This is a genomic window from Coprococcus sp. RTP21428st1_C9_RTP21428_210409 (assembly GCF_040227395.1).
GTDB classification, from domain to species: domain Bacteria; phylum Bacillota; class Clostridia; order Lachnospirales; family Lachnospiraceae; genus Coprococcus; species Coprococcus aceti.
Genome location: NZ_JBEHVV010000003.1, coordinates 70,415 through 91,180, shown reverse-complemented (window position 1 = coordinate 91,180; position 20,766 = coordinate 70,415). Strand labels below are relative to the sequence as shown.

The 20,766-nt window shown below is 36.1% G+C and carries 17 protein-coding genes and 1 pseudogene; 2 read left to right on the top strand and 16 right to left on the bottom strand.

Translation table 11 applies throughout. The features are described from left to right. Window positions 1-106: 106 nt before the first annotated feature. Window positions 107-1,588 (top strand): nucleotide sugar dehydrogenase, encoded by a 1,482-nt coding sequence (locus ABUA34_RS01490; protein ID WP_022215939.1) that lies wholly within the window; start codon window positions 107-109, stop codon window positions 1,586-1,588. A gap of 99 nt (window positions 1,589-1,687) precedes the next feature. Here the strand turns inward: ABUA34_RS01490 and ABUA34_RS01485 are convergent, their stop codons facing one another. Then, complete coding sequence (locus ABUA34_RS01485) at window positions 1,688-2,608, bottom strand: exopolyphosphatase (RefSeq protein WP_349822744.1); 921 nt, start codon at window positions 2,606-2,608, stop codon at window positions 1,688-1,690. Between the two features lie 286 nt (window positions 2,609-2,894). On the opposite strand from ABUA34_RS01485, the gene ABUA34_RS01480 reads away from it, so the two are divergent. Beyond that, on the top strand, window positions 2,895-3,320 hold the full coding sequence (locus tag ABUA34_RS01480) for a hypothetical protein (protein ID WP_349822743.1): 426 nt from the start codon (window positions 2,895-2,897) through the stop codon (window positions 3,318-3,320). Between the two features lie 99 nt (window positions 3,321-3,419). Here ABUA34_RS01480 and ABUA34_RS01475 read toward each other — a convergent pair whose 3' ends face one another. The 15 genes and pseudogenes from ABUA34_RS01475 to ABUA34_RS01405 all read right to left on the bottom strand — a co-directional run bounded on the left by ABUA34_RS01475 (window position 3,420) and on the right by ABUA34_RS01405 (window position 20,746). Continuing rightward, window positions 3,420-3,938 carry a hypothetical protein gene (locus ABUA34_RS01475; RefSeq protein ID WP_349822742.1) on the bottom strand — a complete coding sequence of 173 codons (519 nt, stop codon included), beginning with the start codon at window positions 3,936-3,938 and terminating at the stop codon, window positions 3,420-3,422. Then, entirely contained in the window at window positions 3,911-4,789 is an 879-nt protein-coding gene (locus ABUA34_RS01470) for an Abi family protein (protein ID WP_055223534.1), read from the bottom strand. The genes ABUA34_RS01475 and ABUA34_RS01470 overlap by 28 nt, the downstream gene beginning before the upstream one ends. A 413-nt stretch (window positions 4,790-5,202) precedes the next feature. Beyond that, complete coding sequence (locus tag ABUA34_RS01465) at window positions 5,203-5,553, bottom strand: metallophosphoesterase (protein WP_349822741.1); 351 nt, start codon at window positions 5,551-5,553, stop codon at window positions 5,203-5,205. 267 nt (window positions 5,554-5,820) lie between these two features. Next, a complete protein-coding gene (locus tag ABUA34_RS01460; protein WP_349822740.1) occupies window positions 5,821-8,103 on the bottom strand; it encodes an NUDIX hydrolase in 2,283 nt (760 codons plus the stop codon). Between the two features lie 19 nt (window positions 8,104-8,122). Then, entirely contained in the window at window positions 8,123-9,085 is a 963-nt protein-coding gene (gene rfbB, locus ABUA34_RS01455) for a dTDP-glucose 4,6-dehydratase (protein WP_349822739.1), read from the bottom strand. Between the two features lie 277 nt (window positions 9,086-9,362). After that, window positions 9,363-9,668, bottom strand: a complete 306-nt coding sequence (locus ABUA34_RS01450; RefSeq protein WP_172676638.1) for a nucleotidyltransferase domain-containing protein — start codon at window positions 9,666-9,668, stop codon at window positions 9,363-9,365. Next, window positions 9,649-10,794 carry an HNH endonuclease signature motif containing protein gene (locus tag ABUA34_RS01445; protein ID WP_349822738.1) on the bottom strand — a complete coding sequence of 382 codons (1,146 nt, stop codon included), beginning with the start codon at window positions 10,792-10,794 and terminating at the stop codon, window positions 9,649-9,651. The genes ABUA34_RS01450 and ABUA34_RS01445 overlap by 20 nt, the downstream gene beginning before the upstream one ends. Before the next feature lie 304 nt (window positions 10,795-11,098). Continuing rightward, a complete protein-coding gene (locus ABUA34_RS01440) occupies window positions 11,099-12,349 on the bottom strand; it encodes a toll/interleukin-1 receptor domain-containing protein (protein ID WP_349822737.1) in 1,251 nt (416 codons plus the stop codon). A gap of 276 nt (window positions 12,350-12,625) precedes the next feature. Next, a pseudogene (locus ABUA34_RS01435) lies at window positions 12,626-13,528 on the bottom strand (sugar phosphate nucleotidyltransferase). Between the two features lie 473 nt (window positions 13,529-14,001). Next, window positions 14,002-14,955, bottom strand: a complete 954-nt coding sequence (locus ABUA34_RS01430; RefSeq protein ID WP_022217103.1) for a nitroreductase family protein — start codon at window positions 14,953-14,955, stop codon at window positions 14,002-14,004. Next, on the bottom strand, window positions 14,952-16,001 hold the full coding sequence (locus ABUA34_RS01425) for a polysaccharide pyruvyl transferase family protein (protein ID WP_022217104.1): 1,050 nt from the start codon (window positions 15,999-16,001) through the stop codon (window positions 14,952-14,954). The genes ABUA34_RS01430 and ABUA34_RS01425 overlap by 4 nt, the downstream gene beginning before the upstream one ends. Before the next feature lies 1 nt (window position 16,002). Beyond that, entirely contained in the window at window positions 16,003-17,478 is a 1,476-nt protein-coding gene (locus tag ABUA34_RS01420; RefSeq protein WP_349822736.1) for a lipopolysaccharide biosynthesis protein, read from the bottom strand. A 57-nt stretch (window positions 17,479-17,535) separates the two neighbouring features. Next, complete coding sequence (locus tag ABUA34_RS01415; RefSeq protein WP_349822735.1) at window positions 17,536-18,489, bottom strand: ATP-grasp fold amidoligase family protein; 954 nt, start codon at window positions 18,487-18,489, stop codon at window positions 17,536-17,538. Then, complete coding sequence (locus ABUA34_RS01410; RefSeq protein ID WP_349822734.1) at window positions 18,459-19,652, bottom strand: O-antigen ligase family protein; 1,194 nt, start codon at window positions 19,650-19,652, stop codon at window positions 18,459-18,461. Before ABUA34_RS01410 ends, ABUA34_RS01415 begins: the two co-directional genes overlap by 31 nt. A gap of 17 nt (window positions 19,653-19,669) precedes the next feature. Further along, complete coding sequence (locus tag ABUA34_RS01405; RefSeq protein WP_022217108.1) at window positions 19,670-20,746, bottom strand: glycosyltransferase family 4 protein; 1,077 nt, start codon at window positions 20,744-20,746, stop codon at window positions 19,670-19,672. Between the last annotated feature and the right edge of the window lie 20 nt (window positions 20,747-20,766).

The following is a 20,766-nucleotide window of genomic DNA, read 5'->3' as shown; positions in this document are numbered from 1 at the left end:
TGTATTATGGCATTGTAAATGTTATAAATATTAACATTTATTGCTAGTTTTGAATAATACTTCTAAGAATAATAGAGAATACTCATCAGAGAAAGGAATTTTGATCATGAAGAAATTATCACAGTCACGTCTCGCCGACACTGTCATGAACGGAAGAAAAGAAAAAGGTATGACTCAGGCTCAACTCGCCGATGCAACCGGTATCAACAGAGCACTCATTTCCAGAATAGAGCAGAAGGATTTTGTTCCTTCTATAGAGCAGCTCGAAAGTTTGTCAGAGGTTTTGAACTTCGACCTCACAGAAATGTTCATCAATGCTGGCGCACACAAGCTCGAGTCTCCATCCCCACTGAACATTGCAGTGGCAGGAACCGGTTACGTTGGTCTGTCCATTGCGACCCTGCTGGCACAGCACAACCATGTAACGGCAGTTGACATCATCCCTGAAAAGGTTGATCTCATCAACAACAAGAAATCCCCTATACAGGACGACTATATTGAGAAATATCTCGCCGAGAAGGAGCTTGATCTCACAGCAACTCTCGATGGCAAATCAGCATACAAGGATGCAGATTTCGTAATCATAGCTGCCCCGACAAACTACGACAGCAACAAGAACTATTTCGACACATCAGCCGTTGAGGCCGTTATCGAGCTCGTCCTCAAGGTCAACCCGGATGCCATCATGGTCATCAAATCAACTATACCAGTTGGATATACCGAGTCCGTAAGGAAGAAATACAACACGTCAAATATCATTTTCAGCCCAGAGTTTCTTCGTGAATCAAAGGCACTGTACGACAACCTCTATCCATCAAGGATAATTGTCAGCACAGACAAGAATGACGAGAAGATAGTTAAGGCATCCCATACATTTGCCGCACTGCTTCAGGAGGGTGCCCTCAAGGAAGATATAGACACTCTGTTCATGGGCTTCACCGAAGCTGAGGCTGTAAAGTTATTTGCAAATACCTATCTCGCACTCCGCGTGTCCTACTTCAACGAGCTTGACACATACGCAGAGATGAAGGGACTTAACACACAGGACATCATAAACGGCGTATGTCTCGACCCAAGAATCGGAACACACTACAACAACCCATCATTTGGATACGGCGGATACTGTCTGCCAAAGGATACAAAGCAGCTCCTTGCCAACTACAACGACGTGCCTCAGAATATGATGAGCGCCATCGTTGAGAGCAACAGAACGAGAAAGGACTTCATCGCAGACCGCGTTCTCTCCATCGCAGGCTACTACGACTACAACAATAACGGTGATTACTCAGCAGCCCAGGAGAAGGAATGTGTCATAGGTGTATACAGACTGACGATGAAGAGCAACTCCGACAACTTCCGCCAGAGCAGTATACAGGGTGTCATGAAGCGTATCAAAGCCAAGGGCGCAACCGTCGTTGTATACGAGCCAACCCTTGAAGACGGAACCACATTCTTCGGAAGCAAAGTTGTAAATGACCTAGACAAATTCAAATCCATGTCCGACGCTGTCATCGCCAACAGGTACAATTCATGCCTCGACGACATCAAAGACAAGGTATACACAAGAGATCTGTTCCAGAGAGACTAATCTTCAAGAAGACCTTTAAGAACATTTTTATAACATAAAAAATAACCGAATGATACGAATTAAAACTTGTATCATTCGGTTATTTTTTGTCAATATTTCTTATGAATTAGCCTGAGCCTTGAGCTCCTCAAGCATCTGAGGAAGTCTTGTATCCATCTCGTCATCCTTGAACTGACATGTACCAACCTTCCTGTGTCCACCGCCACCATACTTGAGCATAAGGCTTCCAACATCCATGGTCGCTGTGCGGTTCAGGATACTGTATCCAACTGCTGCCGAACATCCCTGTCCACCACGTCCGCTTACTATCCACGCTGACACATTCTGTTCAGGATACATACTGTATATCATGAAACGATTGCCGGTGTATATCGGATCCACTCCGCGAAGATCGCTTATGATAAGATTACCGTCCACTATGGTATGTGCCTTGACCATCTCCTTGAACTTCTCTGTCTGCTCATTATACAGAACTATTCTCTCCTGTATGTCCGGCAGGGCAAGTATCTCATCAGTGGTCATGGTACGACATGCATCTATAAGCTTCTCCATGAGCTGATAGTTTGATATGGTGAAATTTCTGAATCTTCCAAGTCCGGTTCTAGGATCCATCAGGAATCCAATAAGTATCCATCCCTTTGGATTCTGTACCTCATCGATGGTAAGATTACCTGAATCAACCTTATCAACAGCCTCCATCATATCGTCAAACTGCGGAAATCTCTCTCTGCCTCCATAATACTCATAGATTATTCTAGCGCACGATGGAGTTATACGACTCTCCCCCTTGTATTTCCCCTCAAGCGCCAATCTCTCATGCTCACTTGAATGATGATCGAACCAAAGTCCGCAGCCCTCAACAAATGGCACATTTGCAAGGCAGTCATCCTCCGTAACCTCAATCAGTCCGTCCTGAAGATCCTTCGGATGCGCAAACTTCCAATGATCAATAATTCCCGCTTCCTTCAGCAGTGCGCCACACACAAGTCCATCAAAATCCGATCTTGTAACCAACCTCATAGTAAATCCTCCCTGGTATTGAACTTCAGCCCTGTAAGACCGGGCTGAATAGTTCATTTTCCGTAACAAATATATCTTAATTATATAGAAGCGGGTGGGGTATTTCAAGGTTGGATTTTCCATAAATGTCTCATTGATTAAATATTCCTATCTATATTTTTTTGTAACACACTTTTATTCACGCTCCAAAACTCTAAAACTCTAGCACTCCACACATTTACTCATTATTGACTTCTTTATACATATGTAATATTATAATCAAAAACACTAAAGAGAGGTTACTATCATGGCAGATATAAACTGGGAACCATTTATTTCTACTCGTGCCCACAAAGCATCACAGGCACTTCCACAAATAACGATCTCAAAAGACAATGGTCGTATTTCTTTAAATGCGACTGCCTGCGAGTTAATCCCTGGATTTTATTCATTAAAATACGCGGAGGTATATTGCGGATCTATCGAAGGAAAACTTAAGAAAATACGACTACAATTCACAAATGATAAAACATTTAAGAGTATCCCTATCTCTCGAAAGAAATACAAGGGAACATTTACAAACGGAGCCGTCATACACTCTAAATCATTAGTTAATGACATTTTTAGTACTTATCCATATTTAGAGCGCACTAGCCATTTTAGTGTGGAACCTCTAACTATAAATGACAATATCGGACTTTCTTTTGACTTTGTTGAATCTCTTATAAAATAATTGACGTTATATCACAAGATCCCCCTTTCTTGTTGCTAAGAAAATGGGGATCTTATATAATTCTTCCTAACCATTACCTGAGCAGGCAAACCCAATTAACTAATTTTCATTGTTTTGGGCCTTAAACATAAACGTCACAAATTCGTCTACATTCTTCCTTTCAATTGCTGTCAAATTGTAAATATCTAAATTATTAGTTACAACATACTTATAGAATTCTATAACATCATTAACTTTTTTATTATTTCTTTTTAACAGCCCGTAAAAATAATCTTCATTCGTTTTATTTTTTATTCCTTCAGAAATATACTTAATTCCTTCCTTAAATCTATCAAAGTCCTTATACTCCATGATATTGTTAATTTTGGCATAAATCAGAGCTATTGTAAAATCTATATGTGCCAATGCTATTTTTACTTTCTCATTCTCTCTATTCCCCTGTATTTCCAAGTTGTGCTTACTTATCAAGTAACTTTCTTTCAATTTCTTTCTTCTAACACAAAAATGGACTGTGAAAAACCTCAATCGAGTTTTTTCACAGCCATTTTTATGCTCCTCAATATTATTTATCTGTCTCTGCAAATTCCAACTTAACCTATCTCCAATAATTCCTTCCAATTATCAGTAAATCCCATTGTCCTTACATCTACTTTTTCATACTTCTCTATTAATGCTTCTATTTGGTCTACATATAAATTCCAGTGTTTATCATGCAACAGAATGTGTCTCATACATAATAATACACCAAACATTCTATTATTTCCTATTCCCTGTTGGGAATATTCCTTATACAAGATAGGTGTCTTTGATAGTTTTGCATTATACAACCGCCCATAATGTGCACAGATATTACGTACATAAGAAATACTCTCCAGCCAGCTCTCTAAATATGTATATCCAATTCCAAAGCTTTTAGCTACCGCTTTTTTATCTGTATTTTTCATATTTTTATAAAATTTTGAAAGAGTCCCAAAACTGAATACCTCTACCAGAGCGTATATCGGTAAATCTCCACCCTCGTAATTAGTTCTGAAGTTTTTCACAAAAGGGGCTTTAGAATTACGGCCAACTTCCTCTTTTATATCCTCTAAAAAAGATCTGTGATATTCTTCATCAACAAAATTTTCAGAATTCATATAACCAAGGACTCCATATGTTTCCGCAAAGTAATTGGCAATTCTACATCTAACATTTACTTCTATCTTCTCTATCTCAGCAAATGTTATCTGTCTGAAATTAGCATTAAACAGGTATAACTCTACAATCTGCTCAAACGTTACTCCTTCATCATAGTCCCCATTTTTTGCTTTAAAACCCAAACTATATGCCTTAATCAGCCTGAAGTATGATATATCATTCAATATGTGCCTTGCATAATCTTCATCGCTGATAACTAATCCCAGTGTCTTTAAATTCTCCACCTGTTCATCAATTGACATTGATGGTTGATGTCGTTTCAGTTCTCCCATATATTTTCTCCTTAAAATTAAAAGACCCAACGTGGTCCGCATCGTTGAGAGGCGTGTTGGGTTCTGTTGATATTAGTATATGCGATTTTCATAAAAAAAACAACGTTTTTTTCAAGTATGTGCATTACCTCGCTCTACTTTTCATCAACTCGAAATCATTATATGATGATTGGAATTTTAATGGGAAATGTCTGCTATTAAGTGTTCTCTTTCACATACCAATCCTGACTTTCCTGCTTTAACAACCATAAATATTCTGATAATAGTTCTTGATTTAATATGGGAACTGAGAATCTATCACTCTTCCCAACTACAGTTATTAACTGTTCTTGCAATCAATTCCATCTATAAACATTGCATATTTATCTAATTTTGAATATGCTATAGATAATATGCCCCAATTTTTGCCTATTTTATTCACCTTTTCTACATATATTAAACCTTATTGCTCCCTCTTTTTTTACAAAATTAATAACTTTATTTTTTTCAGGACAATTTCTATCTACATCATGATTTCCTGGCACTATAAATAAACGTTTCTCTGGCAAGCCAATCGCATTACATATATTTTCTATTTCTTTTCCAGCATTTGAAGGGAAATCTCCACTTGGTGCATGTCGAATGTCTCCCGTAAAAAATGCATAATCAATTTTTCCAACTATAGTGTCCAAATACTCCAAAAGATTTTCGCGTAATCTTTTGGTTTCTGTTCCAGTTAAATTAAGATGTAAATCTGAAAAATGAATCCATCTAATTCTTGACATTCTTTGCCACCTTCTCCGCATATAATTCTATTATCTGAAAATGTATTATCCTCCCAATGTATTTATATGTGAGTTATAATATATTATTATTCTGAATCTTAAGTTGCAACAATATGTATATTATAATATATAGCTATATCAAAGTCTATACAATATAGAAAAACTTAAAAAAACAGAGAGACTTACATCTCTCCGCCTTTTTCAATTTATATTATATAGCAAATCTTATCATATTTGTAACCATTCTCCCATATTACATATAACACATTACAATTCCGCCCCGGCTCTTCTCCGCTTCAAACACCAGCTTCTCTCCAGTTCCAACGCCCCTAGCGTAAATCCATCATCTATCTTCTTCTTACTAACCCATATCTCCATCTGTTCCCTTGTTAACTCAATGGTAGATATAATCCCTTCATGACCGTAACATAGTTTGTAGATGCCTATATTGACCAAATATACATGAACGCAACCTCCTGTGAGGCCACTGTCGGCAGCTATACGACCGAGCTCTATCGGCTTTCCTATGATATCGGCGCCCAGTTCCTCTCTAATCTCACGGCGTACATCTTCAATCGGTGTACAATTTGGATCAGAAAAACCACGAGGGCATGCATACTGTCTTCTTCTGATTGCATGTCTGAACTGTTCCAGCAAAACATATTTTCCTTTGTGCTTCGCCAGAATAACCACACCATCGTTTCCATTTGGCAGGACTCTCTCATAAGCCATAAGTTCATTATCATCCTTACGTATCGGGTCTACCACCATCATGTTATATGCGCTGCTGTAAACAACTCCATATTTACGGCTATGCAGCTCCTCGTCACGGAGGATCTGTTTTCTGGCCTCTAAAGTATCCAGGGACGCTATCGGATACGATTTATATTCCGAATCCTCATTTGTTATATTCCTATCTTCACAAAGCTTTAAATATCTCTTCAGTTCTTTTGTCAATGTGTATCTTATTTTTTCGCCTTCACAAAAATGTTCAGAGTTATCTAATCCTTTCATGACCGAATTCACATATGCCTTACTTTTTCTAAAGATAATCCGAACCATATCCCTAAGCAGTTGCCAGATTTCCGCTAAGGATTCTGATAATGACAAAGCATCAAGTCCAGGAATCTTAGCTATGAGCGAAGTCACGATCTCTGTAATGATCAGCATAACCATTGTCTGAATACCCGAAGGAACCGAATTCCAAAATGCTACAGCAGGTTTTATCCAACTATTTTGCATAGCTTTTGCGGTCCAATAATCACCTGTCAGTTCGGGACTTATCACTATTAGAAAACACAAAATAGCAAATACTATTTTCTTCAATATTCCACATAAAAGTTTCAGTTTTCTTCTATGCTTGTCCTTCTTAGCGTTATTCTCATAATAGAATACATAATTCCTATCTATTTCTGGTTTATCCTTGACATAACCTACAATTCTTGCAGCATTAACGATCTTTGGGGGGCTATATTTTCCCAGTTTGAATGTCTTAAAATCATTTTTCTCATCAACAAGATATCTTTCATCACGTTTCCTTCCACCATCCCACGTGCGCTTCAATCGCTTAGAAAAGTCACATTCAAATGTATTCTCACCATGGCAGGCACTACCCCAATCTTCTAAATCCATCACATCATAATGCCTTGACACGTTTGATATACTGCTCTCGCAAGCATAGTTATAACACAAATCAACAATTGCCTGTGCATATTGACACCCCTTGACATTTGTGCCTGTTTCTACCAATTTTTTAAGCTTTCTGATATACACTGAACGATTATTTTCATTCTTATTTTGCTTATATATGTTATCAAGTATCGTTTGAGCACTTCCCCACAGCTCCACATTATCTTTCGGAACATATAAACGTATAACCTTATCCAATATCGAACTGAATTTCCAACAGCCCAACTCACCATCAGCCCTTGGACTTATGTATATATCATGCATCATGCTCAATTTGATCACGGTTTCCATAAAGCTATACAAGTTCTCCAATATCTCAGCCATAGCATCCCAGGATAGATTAGTCTGGTGCTCACCATTCTTGTCCACTTCAACAAATATATCTATGAGCTCATCTCGCCTGTTCTTATAATCATCATTATGCTGCTCACCATTCTCATTCTTCTTTAGTGCCAAAGCCATCTGACCGTACTCATATATTTCAGACAAATCAGAATACAGAAGGCACCTCTTCATAATTGCGGTAAGTCGTTTCTGGCTATATTTCAATGGAAGTGCGGAATATATAAATTGCTTGTCATCCTCTATCGAATCCATCAAATACTGGGACACAGTACGTATATCGCCATACTGGGATATCTTGATAACCCCACTATCAAACAATTTCAGCAAAGCCTCTTTGTATTCTCCGTTTTTTAGCAGGCTGAAAAAGCCCCTCGAATCCACCATCTGATTATAAGTCAAGACAACTATATTACCATTTGTCACAATCTCATCGTACAAGGCAGCCTGTCCCGCAATTATCTCCTCATCTGTTTTGCGCACAGAATCCAATTCAAACAAATATACATATTTACTCATTCCTTCACACTCCCGTATCCTACATTCCCCTCAACCTATCTGCGTACCACCTGATAGTTCTCCGTATTCCATCATCAAAATTCACTTCCGGCCGCCAGCCAAGAGTCTGTTCAATCTTAGTTGAATCAATAGAATACCGCAAATCATGGCCTTTCCTATCGGTGACAAATGTTATGAGTGACTCGGGCTTACCCAATTCCCTGCAAATCATCCTTACAATTTCAATATTTGTCCGTTCACAATGACCACCCACATTGTATATCTCACCAACTTTTCCCTGGGTCAATATCGTATCTATGGCACGGCAATGGTCATCCACATGTATCCAATCCCTGACATTTATACCCTGTCCATAAACAGGCAGTGGCCTGTCTGCCAATGCATTTGTCACCATCAAAGGGATAAGTTTCTCAGGGTACTGGTATGGTCCATAATTATTTGAACACCGGCTGATGGTAACCGGTGAGCCATACGTTCTATGATAAGCCATAACCAAAAGATCTGCAGCCGCCTTCGAGCTGCTGTACGGCGAGCTCGGACAAATAGGCGATTCTTCAGTGAATAACAAATCCGACCTGTCAAGAGGCAGATCTCCATACACCTCATCCGTACTGATCTGATGAAATCTGCCGACATCATATCGCATACACGCATCCATCAACACGGATACACCCTTGATATTCGAATCAAGGAACACCTCCGGGTTATCTATAGATCTGTCCACATGCGACTCTGCCGCAAAATTCACGACCACATCCGGCCTCTCCGCCTCAAATATACGATACATCTCACCTCTATCGCATATATCCGCCTTATAAAAAACAAAATTAGACCTGTCCAAGACAGGTCTAATCGTATCCAGACTTCCCGCATATGTAAGTTTGTCCACGCACACAAACTCATACTCAGGATATCTGTCCATCATATAAAAAATAAAATTACTGCCAATAAACCCAGCTCCGCCGGTGATAAGAATCTTCATATGTTATACCTCTTTATGCAAAACAAGTTGTGTTTGGTATAAGTATAACATAAAGATGGATAAAGGGTACTTTTTAATATTAGTATTATAAATACATCGAACACTAATATTACTGCGAACTTCAAATTTTCTTCTTGTTGACTACACTCTGCAATAACACCTTTTTTTACACCTCAATTATATCGTTTCTTCTATTCCTAATTTCAAAAGGTATTAGCAATAAAAACTTCTCCCGTTTCATTTCTTAATTATTTGCACCCGCTAACACAAAATTGCATTATTTCAACTTTAAATAATTAGACTTTAGCCGATCTAAAAATTTAACATCATTTTCTTCTTCACGACTTAATGCAGTCAAATCAACAGGTGCTCTACAAATCCTTTCTAATTCGTTTTTGATTTTCTCTCTCTGTTGTCCTATCTCAGATGAATATTCCTCATATATTAACAAAATATCAATATCATTATAACTATCATCCAATCTCAATACCGAACCAAACAAATATACTCTCTCAAAACATTCCCAATTGTCAACAAGCTCTTTTATTCTATCAATGATTCTTTTACTTGATTCTTTTAACATATTCATAAAACGCATTCATAGTTAACAACTTTACATTCATTTTTTCAGCCAACTCATATGCTTGTCCAGAAATGCAACTATCATCATTCCAATTATGTAGATTAACAATAATCGAATCTTCCTCTGGTGCCATTTCCATCAATTTTGCTTGACTTAAACAATATTCATAAATAAAAATCATTTTTTTATTATTTATGCTAATCTCTCTTAAATTTTCATTATTTACAAATTGAAAATTTATTTTTTTAGTTCTAATATATTTTAATGCAAAATTTAAACTAGCTAGCCTTACTCCTGTTTTCGCAAAACATTTGTAATTGTAATACATCTGTCTAATTCTAGGTGTATCATCCAGGAACACTTTATCCACTATATTATTTTCCCGTATTACCAAATAGGGACGTTCTATTCCCATTTGTATATCAATAAATTTTCCCTGTTCATTCAATTTCTGTATTAATAACTCCAAACTTTCTGTAGATGGTAAAATAGTCCCATCTGCTGGCGCAATTCCAAACATTGAGTTAATTTCTACTGGGAATAAAATTTCACGATTCTTTTCGATATCACCACGTGTAGCTTCAAACTCTTCAATGTGAGCCAAAAAATTATATACAAATTTTAGATTTGAATAATTTTTATCTTGATGTCTCTGAAACAAACCCAAATTTGACGATAACAAAATTTTTAATTTTCTATTATTTATCAATAATATAGGTTCGAACTTATCCCACAATTTTTTATTATCTTTTTTATAATAATTCTCATAAATAGTTTTATTTTCCATTAACAAAGGAAAAGCTGCTTTTTTTAACTCCTCAAATGTTTTAAACCGATTTTCGAAAAGATTATTCAATTCTTCTTGTCGTTTTTTCTTCCAATTCAAAACCTCTTCAGCTGTAAATTTATTATTCTTGTCAAAGTCTGTATGACAGTTTGGGCATAACAAAACTAAATTTTCAAAAGAATTATCTGCTGTTTTACAATAAGGATCTATATGTGCTTTTTCAACAATATCCCCCTTTCCTGTAAACAAACAACATCTACAACTTGGATTCATACAATACCCCATAGATTCTGCATACAATCTTCTTTTTACGTTTTCATCTATATACCTAGATCCCATATTGCCCCTTTCTTTTACATAATTAATACCGCCATTTCATATATGTTTTAACATATTTATCTATATCCTATTTTCATCTACCACAACACTAAGGCTCTTTCACGCAACTCCTTACACAACCTAATAATAACCTCTGTATCTTCCCTCCCATTGTATATCAAATGTTTATATTCTAAACACACTTAATTAAACAGATACCATGTTAAACCACTTACCGTGTCTACAACTACTTTGCACTCAATATCATTTGTTATCCTGTAGAATGTTCACTTGCACCTAGTACCTCTAATAGACCTCTTTCCATTTAAACTTCAAACTGTTTTAACTCTTCTAGCGGTTCCTTACTTGTATCAATACACATGCCGTCTTTCAACCAGTCTGCTTTCGTATATCCTGTTCCCGTTACTTCATATATCTCACCTTTTAGACCAACAGGCTTAACCCAGCCCCATGTAATAAGCCTATCCAAAGCTTCTTGCCATCTAGCGGATTCTCTCTGTGAATTATCAGCCATAAACTGTTTGCCATCAGCTAAAACCTGAACTGATGAACCTAGCGTAGCAAGTTTGAATATTTGTCCGTTACCCTCAGCTGCATATACTAAAAGGAATGCTGAATCAACTGGAATTCTACCAACATCTTCTTGCCCTACTACCGGCGCGTATTGTTGTTCTTCCTCCTCTGCTCTTTTACATTCTTCTGCCCTTTTTTCTGTAATATTGGCTATTCTATCTAAAAATTTATCTCGATGTCGTTCCCATGTTGCCTCAGACATCGGACGAAGTTCAAATTCTTTTATAAGTTCATCCTTAAACTCAGCCAATCTATATTTTAATGTTCTGTTATCTGAATCATCCAATTTAATTGAGATCTGAGTCTTATCAATACATCCATCCAGCTGATTAAATTGAAATCCTGGCAGTAAAACACCTGTCCATTTATGCTTCATTGCCCACGCTGCTCCCATTTCATTTAATGATGCTGCGCTACTATAATAATTCTTTGAAAAAGCGTAAATCACATGAAGGTCACTATTATGAAATTCATTAACAAGCCACTCGTATACCTTATTATCAATCGGAATACAGTACGGAGGAACTGATGAACAAATTATATCTTCATCTCTTAACCCCAGAATTTCAAGCAATCCTACAAATGCTTCAACATAATCAGCATCTTTACTACTGTGTGATATAAATAATTTATTTGGTTTGTCCATCTTACAATTCTCCTCCATAGATTCAGATAGCATTTTTTCTAATACTGTTAATTTAGCTTCTAATTGAGCAAATGTTAAATCATCACTAAAGTTTTTCCCCATTTTTGAAAAAAGATGAATTATATCTTGGACTATTTTACTCTCTGGAAGTTTTTCCAGTTCTGCTTCAATTTCTGCTTTCCACAGCAAATATTTTTCATCATTATGAATCGTTTGGTATGTAGTCTGAATAGCAGGCTTTCCGGCTGGTTTTCCAAAAGATATATACTCTGTTTTGAATCGTTTTCTTATATCTGGAGTCTGTTCAATAAGTCTAATTAGATTTTCATTTTCCAACTACTTTCCCCCTCCTCATATTATCATAAATGTTGTCAAAGTATTCGTAATCAATACAATTATTGTTTGTGTTATACCCTTAAATATTTCTAATTGTTTGTATAGTTTCATATTTATATAATCTTATTTTTAGTTTTTAGTTATATTTTAAATATTATATCACGCATTTGCATTAACGTAAACTCTCAACACTCACCTGCATTCTCCCATAACCACAAATTGCCAGCCCTCCCGGGCTGGCAATCATATCACATCACATCCATATAAACATCCTATCTACAAATCCCCAAACAAATCCTTCTCATACACACCGTCCTCAATCATCCCCTTAAAGCTCTCCTTAACAGCCTCAACATCCCCCTTATACGTCATACCATACCAGGTATCATTCGTCCGGAGAACCTTAACCGTCACCTTCTTCTCATCCAGAAGCTCTCCTATGAATGTAGGAATAAGGAACTCTGCCTTGAGCGGATCAGTTGGAACCTCCGTCTCAAAGAACTCCACAAATCCTTCCTCCAACAAATCCAAGAATTCCGGCGTCAATACCCACATGTTCATGGACACCAGAGACTCCGTATCAATGGCTGTGCCGTCCGCAGCTGCACCATCCACAGTCTTGACGATATTCTTGGTCTCCACCACCTCCGTCAGATTATTCTGATCATCCATCTTGCAAATGCCTCTGGTCACACCACCATTATCAGACAATGTATTCTTGAGTACGAATCCAGCCATACATGACTGTCCTCCGTTCACCAGATACTCATGAACCAGTCTGAAGCCTTCCTTGCCATAATAATCATCTGCATTTATCACGACAAATGGTGTCTTCAGCACGGCTTTAGCAGCAAGCACGGCCTGTCCTGTTCCCCATGGCTTAGTTCTGCCTGCCGGCAGCTCCCCGGGAATATCCTCAATATCCTGAAATGCATAATCAACCGTAACACCGGATTTCCCGCAAATGGCAGCAATCCGATCACCTATAACAGATCTAAATTATTCCTCGATATCCTTACGGATAATAAATACTACATGATTAAATCCTGCCTTTATGGCATCATGGATTGAATAATCCATAACAATGTGCTGACCATCATCTACTGGCGCCAGCTGTTTAATTCCTGTTCCAAATCTTGATCCGATCCCGGCGGCCATAATTAGTAAGGTAGTCCCCATTTGTTTTCTCCTCATAACCAATATGTTTCTGATCATATTATTATCCGCAAATAAAATCAGATAATAATATATACTATTTTTTACGTTCGTAAATTCCCACCAAACGGTTTAGTTTAGTACAGCTCTGGCATATTCCAATAAATATATATTTCATCAATTTTCATTCGTCCACGCCCAAAACTTAGTATTATTCACCAAATGTTCACTTGTACCTGGCACCTCTTACAACAGTGGCACCTCTTACAACAGGCTCGTACACATTATATTCAGGCTCAAATAATCACATCTCTATTTCTCTAAAACGTTACTCTAATACCCCAAATATGTTCTATTGTTCAGAATGTTTATCTGCAGCTGTCACCTCAGATTACCGACAAGTATTTTTTACACAGAACACTTTATCGAACACTTATCTTAATGGCATTGCCTCTAGTTGGCACATATATAACCTTCACAGTCAAAAAACAATAGGATTATAATTCTTTAACCATCGTTTTATAGTCTAATCTATTAGAGATTGGAACATTATACTCACTTTTAAGCATACCAACACCAATCATCAAAACAATTTGCTCATCATCTGCGATTCCCAGTTTTTTTGAAAAATTAACCCAAGATCCCGTTCGAACAAGCGGTCTTTGGATCAAGCAAGCACCAATACCAAGGCTTTGAAGTGATAATGATAAGTATCCCGCCAAAATTGCTGGTGAAACGACATACTGGAATTGGCAAGCCTCTTCAAACCGATAGACACTGACTTTTGCCGTTATGATAATATATTTATCAACTTCTTCTGCAAATCCACCAACTCCTGAAAGCCATTCGTCAAGTAAGTCTTTTTTCTGTTCCGATAGAATATAGATTCGCGTTCCCTGACGATTACAGGCAGACGGTGCATGTAATGCCAATTCGCAAGCACTACGTAGCAATTCCATTGGAACAGGAGCTTTACTAAAATCTCTGACACTATGTCTTTCGTTTATAAGGCTACTCAATTCATCAAATTGATTTTGTTTTTCTTTTCTTTCAATTTTCAGTGTTCCCGCATAAGCCTTTGGCATCTTAGGATATTTTCCTCGAAGTTCATCATGTTTATTAATTATATTCCTTAGCTTTGAATTATTTAATACGTCTCGATGGTATTCTTTATACGCATCTACAGCGTCAAGTGCCATATTTACAACATCTGTAGAGTAGCCGCCCATTCCAACATATTCTGCCACCAGATTAAGCATCTCAATTATTTTAGGAATACCAAAGAACTGTCGTGGTTTATCTAATGACAATCCTTTTTCAATTGAATGAACATTTCGGATGATTTCTCCTTCATAATAGCCTGTCAACTTTTTATTTCCACAAATTCGGTTTACATAATCAACCTGCCTATATGTATTCCATCTCATTCTTAGTTTTTGTTTAATACTCATTGTGCTCGTCCTCCAATAAACGCATTAATATACTCTTTTGCTGCTAATTTATTTTCATTAAGCTTTATTTTGACACGATTATAATCAATATTGTTGTTTATCAAGTTGATTGCCATGTTTTCCGAATAGTCACTATCGTTCAAACCATATTCATTCATAACGTCTTTTACCTTTTCCTTACCACAACTATTAAAAACAGCTTGCTTTTCGAAAATCAAGGTAAACATAACACCATGAAATGTATTCGTTACTACGTAATCTGCTTTATTAAAACAACTTATGAATACCCTCGGTGAAAAAACATCGAATTTATAATCACCCTTCATTCCATGTCCCATTACAACAATTTTAAGTTTCTTGCTATTTGCATACTCTCTTATTTTATTTTGTAAATCGTCGGGAATCCGTCCAAAATAATAAACAAATATAAACTTATCAATCTGTAAATCAATACAATATCTTTGGTATTCTGTCTTTTCAAGCAACATCGTTGGATCAACAACGATAGGAGTTACTTTCCCAAGAAGTTTCCTTACAATCGAGCTTGTATATTTATCTCGAACAGCGATTGCGTCCATTTTTTTTAAGTCATCTATTATCTCGACGTGTTTTTTAAAAGCATCATACGAAGTATTGGCTGCAGAAACCGCAAATGTAATTGTTTTTTTTGCCTTAGATTTTTCCCCAAAGAAAATTGCTCTATTATCTTCAAAATACTGATCTTCTAAATTCCACAATGTATCACTACCAATGATACATAAATCAAAGTTAGCATCTATTTCATCAACAATTTTAAATTTCTTAATTGATTCGTTAAAAGCCCAATACTGTTGTACCTGTGCTTTAGCTTTTTCAATTTCACCTTTTAGTATCCATTTTAAAGTCTGGCGACCAACATAAACTATACTATGTGAGGTTCCCTTTCTTTTTCGTTTCATAAATGAAACATCACAGCCGCCCTGTTTCAAATATGAGCATAATGCAAAAGCTTGCCAATAGCTACCGCAATTTTCACTATTATATACCGTCACTATACATACTTTCATCTCAGTTAGCTTTGCTTCTCCTTTCCCAAAAAACTTTAGCTTTTCTTCTAAGAATTCTCAATTCCTGTTTGTAAAAAATTGCCGACGAAATAATCAAAACAATCACAACTACAATCGCAACCTCAATGGCATATAGAATCCAATTTATATATGAAGAGAAGATCGGCACGTATATTAACTTCAACACTAAAGAAACAATTACTGCTTGAACTATTGATAGAGCAATATGCTCTGCTACAAATCTATATTTTCTCTGCAAAATATTTTTTGAAGCATATATAGAATATTGTAATGTTCTAAAAAGTAATGCGCAAAACGTACCAATTGTAACACCAATCAATCCAAATTTAATAACAAGCGTTACAGACACAATCACATTAAGAAAAGCCTCAAAGATTGCTCCATTACGAGTTTGTTTAAAATGTCCTGCTGCATCAACAAGCATATGGTATGGGAGACGGACACAAAAAAGAAATTGATTCAGGCACATCAGCATGCCGAAAAGAGGTCTATTATACGATACATCACTTATTCCCAATGTATAAACTTCTGCAAAAGGAACAATTAACGCTGCACCACATATAAACAAGAATGCTGCAGATGTAAAAACCAAATATTCAACAACCCGGAAATTTTCTTGCAATACTCTATTCTCTTTTTTCGCAAGCATATTGCCAAACGCTGCTTCTATACCATCCGTAAATGTTTGTTCGACTTTATATAATCCATTTGCAACCATATAATATACAGTATATACGGATACTTCTTTAATATCCGAAAACATCGTCAAAACAATAACATCCGTGTTGTTATTAACAAATGCTGCGGCCTGTTGAGCAAACGCATCCCATCTTTGAGAAATCGCAGAATTATTTGGCTTTATGTCTGCATCAATTTCATATTTTTTCTTAACATAATATGATAAAAACAATGGGCGGATAAAATAAACAATCGCACTTCCTAATTTTACTAGATGAATTCCTGCTCCACAATGTATCAAGACTGCTGCAACAATCGTATTGAGAATCGTAGTGACAATTTGTGGAATTGTATTAACATAATTTTTTTGATCCGCTTGTAATAACATTTGATAGGCAATTCCAAAATAGTTATCTACAAATGTACTACTCCCTATGATCAAAACAAGTGTTGCTGAAAAAATCCAACTAAAAGAATTTCTCACAAGAAATGGATAGACACAAGCAAATACAATTAATGCTCCCACATATATAAGTGCAACTTTTTTCATAAAAATTGCAGTCGCATTTACTATTCCACTAATCTCACTTTTATCTTTTTTTGACAGCGGATTATACAGTGCTGCCCTAGTAACGCTTCCAACGCCAGCACGTAATAAAACTATACAACTTAAAAATTGTGTAATTGATGACGTTATTCCGTTATAACTTGACCCAAATGCTCCTAAAATAAGTCTTGGTAGTATTAAGCCACAAATTATAGAAACAACTTCTGCCATTATTGACGTCATTGTATTAATGACAGCTTTTTTCGTTCGCATTCTATATTATCATCCTTATCTATTTAAATACTCTGAAACATCCAATTTTTTTCCAAACAACAAATCAGTACTTGGTAAAATATCAGTATCAAACCCAGAATCTGGATATAGTGTTATCTCTCCAAACCAAACACGGCCATCAGCCTCATATAAATCTATTCTCGACAATTTTGTTCCGAAAGATAGCTTTCTCGCAATATCAAGCATCTCATTCAAATTATCAGGCGGTGATATCGTAAAGTCCTCCGGTAAATCTTCATCACCATAATTATATCTCAAAAATTGCCAATCGGGTGAAAAGAAATAGTATTTAACGCCTCTAGAGGAATTCCGCCCAGTACAAATCATAATATTATCAGGCTTACCATTAAAACATAAAATTTTATAATCTTTTAACTCCGTTCCCGATTTATCAACCATATATTTTTCCGCAATAATCTGAGGCGGCACTTGTTTATAAGGCCACTCTCTTCCAGACCAATAATAATTATTATTGAGGCTTTTTTTGATTTTGTTTTTCGCCTCTTCAAAATTCAGTGTGCTTTTATCTGTACAAATAACAAGTCCGCCACTATCATGTGTACATTTAAGAACAAATTGATCTGGCAATTTATCAAAATCTATATCCTCAAACTTATTCCATGGACCTCCTACTAATGGGATTAAATAATCCCTACCAATTTTATCTTCAATATACTGTCGCACAGAATATTTATCTACCCATTTAATATACTCTTTTTTTCTGTCTTTCAACTTTAACAATTGAACTTTTTCATTTAGTGTTTTAGGATTCGAATAATTTAATTTTAATCCCAAACGAGCCCAGAACATAAGCTTGAGATATAAACTATCCGGTATCCAGTTCATATATCCTTTATAGCCTGCTCTAGCCAGTCCTCTCTGTATAATATTTCTTTTCATTTTGCCACCTTCTGTTTTTATTCTTTTAACGTTTCTATAATCATCCATATAAGTAAAAGAATGACTTGTATGTACTTATCATAATATGTGACCAGTCCATACTCACTAATCATTATAGCCACAAGTATTCCTATAAATAGCAATTCTTGTTTCGTTATTTTGCGAACATTTCTAGCACTAGAAACCAACATCCAAACGTAATTAAAATAATATACTATCGTCCCTATCAGCCCAACATCAACTAATAATTCAACATAATTGTTATGCGCATAGTAGGCTAATGACCAGTTTGAATGATAAGAATGTAGAACAAACCTATAGTTATCTATACCATACCCAAACCACATTCGTTCTTTAAACCATTCAATTCCCCATTGTATCAAGTTCAATCTTGTTGATGTGCTTGAGTCCACTGCAGCATCCGTTCCAAATAATCCGGCAACCATCGATTCAATTCTATGCCCAGCCATTGAATACAGGAACGGAACATGTAATAATGCATAATAACCGACAAAACCTATTAGAATAACTATTACTATTTTACTTGCATTTTTTACTATATTATCCCTATTGTCAAACACATAAATCATTGCTAATGGTATCAAAAAGCATAAAATTGCTTTTCTCGACGATGACAATATAACAACAATAAGATTTGCTATTACCATCGTGCGAAACCATCGCACTTTGTAACCTTTTAAAATAAAATAAATTGCAAAACAAATCGCAAATGCCGCACATACGCCTACTGTGTTACCGTTTATATTTCCAGTTTTTCTTGAAGAACTAAATGCAAAAATACCACCCGTAACTATAACTCGAAGTTCAAGAAACAAAGGTGCCACTACAAGTGCTTTTAACACTTCTTCTATCCTCTCTTTTTTTCTATCAACAATGAAAAAAAGAGCATACATGCAAACTAAATTAATTAATAGTGTTTTACCCATAGCATTGGCATGCACTTTATTTATAGCCCAATTAGTCGAGCTTATGGCAATCAGGCAAAACACGCCCATGCAAAGAATATAATTATTGTTACGAAATTCCTTTTTTAATAACAAATAAATAGCAAAGACTCCAATAAGAATAACTCGTGCCAATTTCATTAACATGGAGCCTTCGTCCGTTACAACCGCTGCGATCGCATATAGCCAAAGCGTTAGCGATACAATGGATATTTTATTGATTCGTATGTCACAGCTTCTATTCAATCAATGTACCTCTCTCTTTATTCACAGAATAGATATTTCTCCCAGTTTTCAAATATACTGATACTTGTCAATGCATATCGCAATTCACTTGATTTTTTTGACATTTTTTCTGCTAAAGTTACATCTATTATTGAAAACAATGCATCAACAAGGGCATCTTCGTCCCCAACTGGTATAAGTATACCATTTTCCTGATTCTCTATTAATTCACGTGGCCCTCCAGAAGGACAATCCGTCGAAATAACCGGCATCCCCATGCACATCGCCTCAATTAGAGCATTAGGCATTCCCTCGTAATCTGAAGATAGGATAAATGCCGAAGCATCATTTATTGCATTAAGAACATCTTTATTTCTTCCAGGAAGTAATACCACACCATCAAGGTCAAGTTCCTTAATCAAGCTTTCTAGATTAGCACGTTCTCGTCCTTCTCCATAAATAACCAACTTGAAGTTCTTTTCCCTCTGATAAAATATTGAGAAAGCCTTAATAAGCATTGGGAAATTTTTCTGTCTTTCAAGACGCCCCACTGCAACAAACACGTTTTGTCGTATTCCCTTATATGGTTCTGGAATTCTTGCAATATCAACTGGATTAGAGAGCACGATTCCCTTTTTCTGAATATTTTTCGGAAAATAAGATTTTGCCATATCAGTTTGAAAGATTATTCCGTCAGCAAGTGGATATGCGATTTTCCTTAACAATCGTGTAATTTTAACATCTGGCATTACCCACGGATTATTTCTTTCTGAAACACAAACAGGGATTTTGGAGCCAATCAATGCCAATATTACATATATTCCGATATCCTCCGGCATACTTAATACAACATCAGGTTTATACCGCATTATTTTTTTTCTCAGTGCTGCGTATCTAAAGAATCTATCTTTTACTTTATTATCAGCTTTTTTTCCTATTGCATCTACATTAATACGTGTATCCAACTCATATGCAACTGCTGCTACATCAATGGTAATGATTGAACATTCAATTCCATTTTTCACAAAATAATTCGCCAATTGAGCAATAACTCTTTCAGCTCCTCCATTTATCAGTGCACGTGTTACAATACATATTTTTTTATTGTTTTTCATCGACACTTATCCTTGTTTTT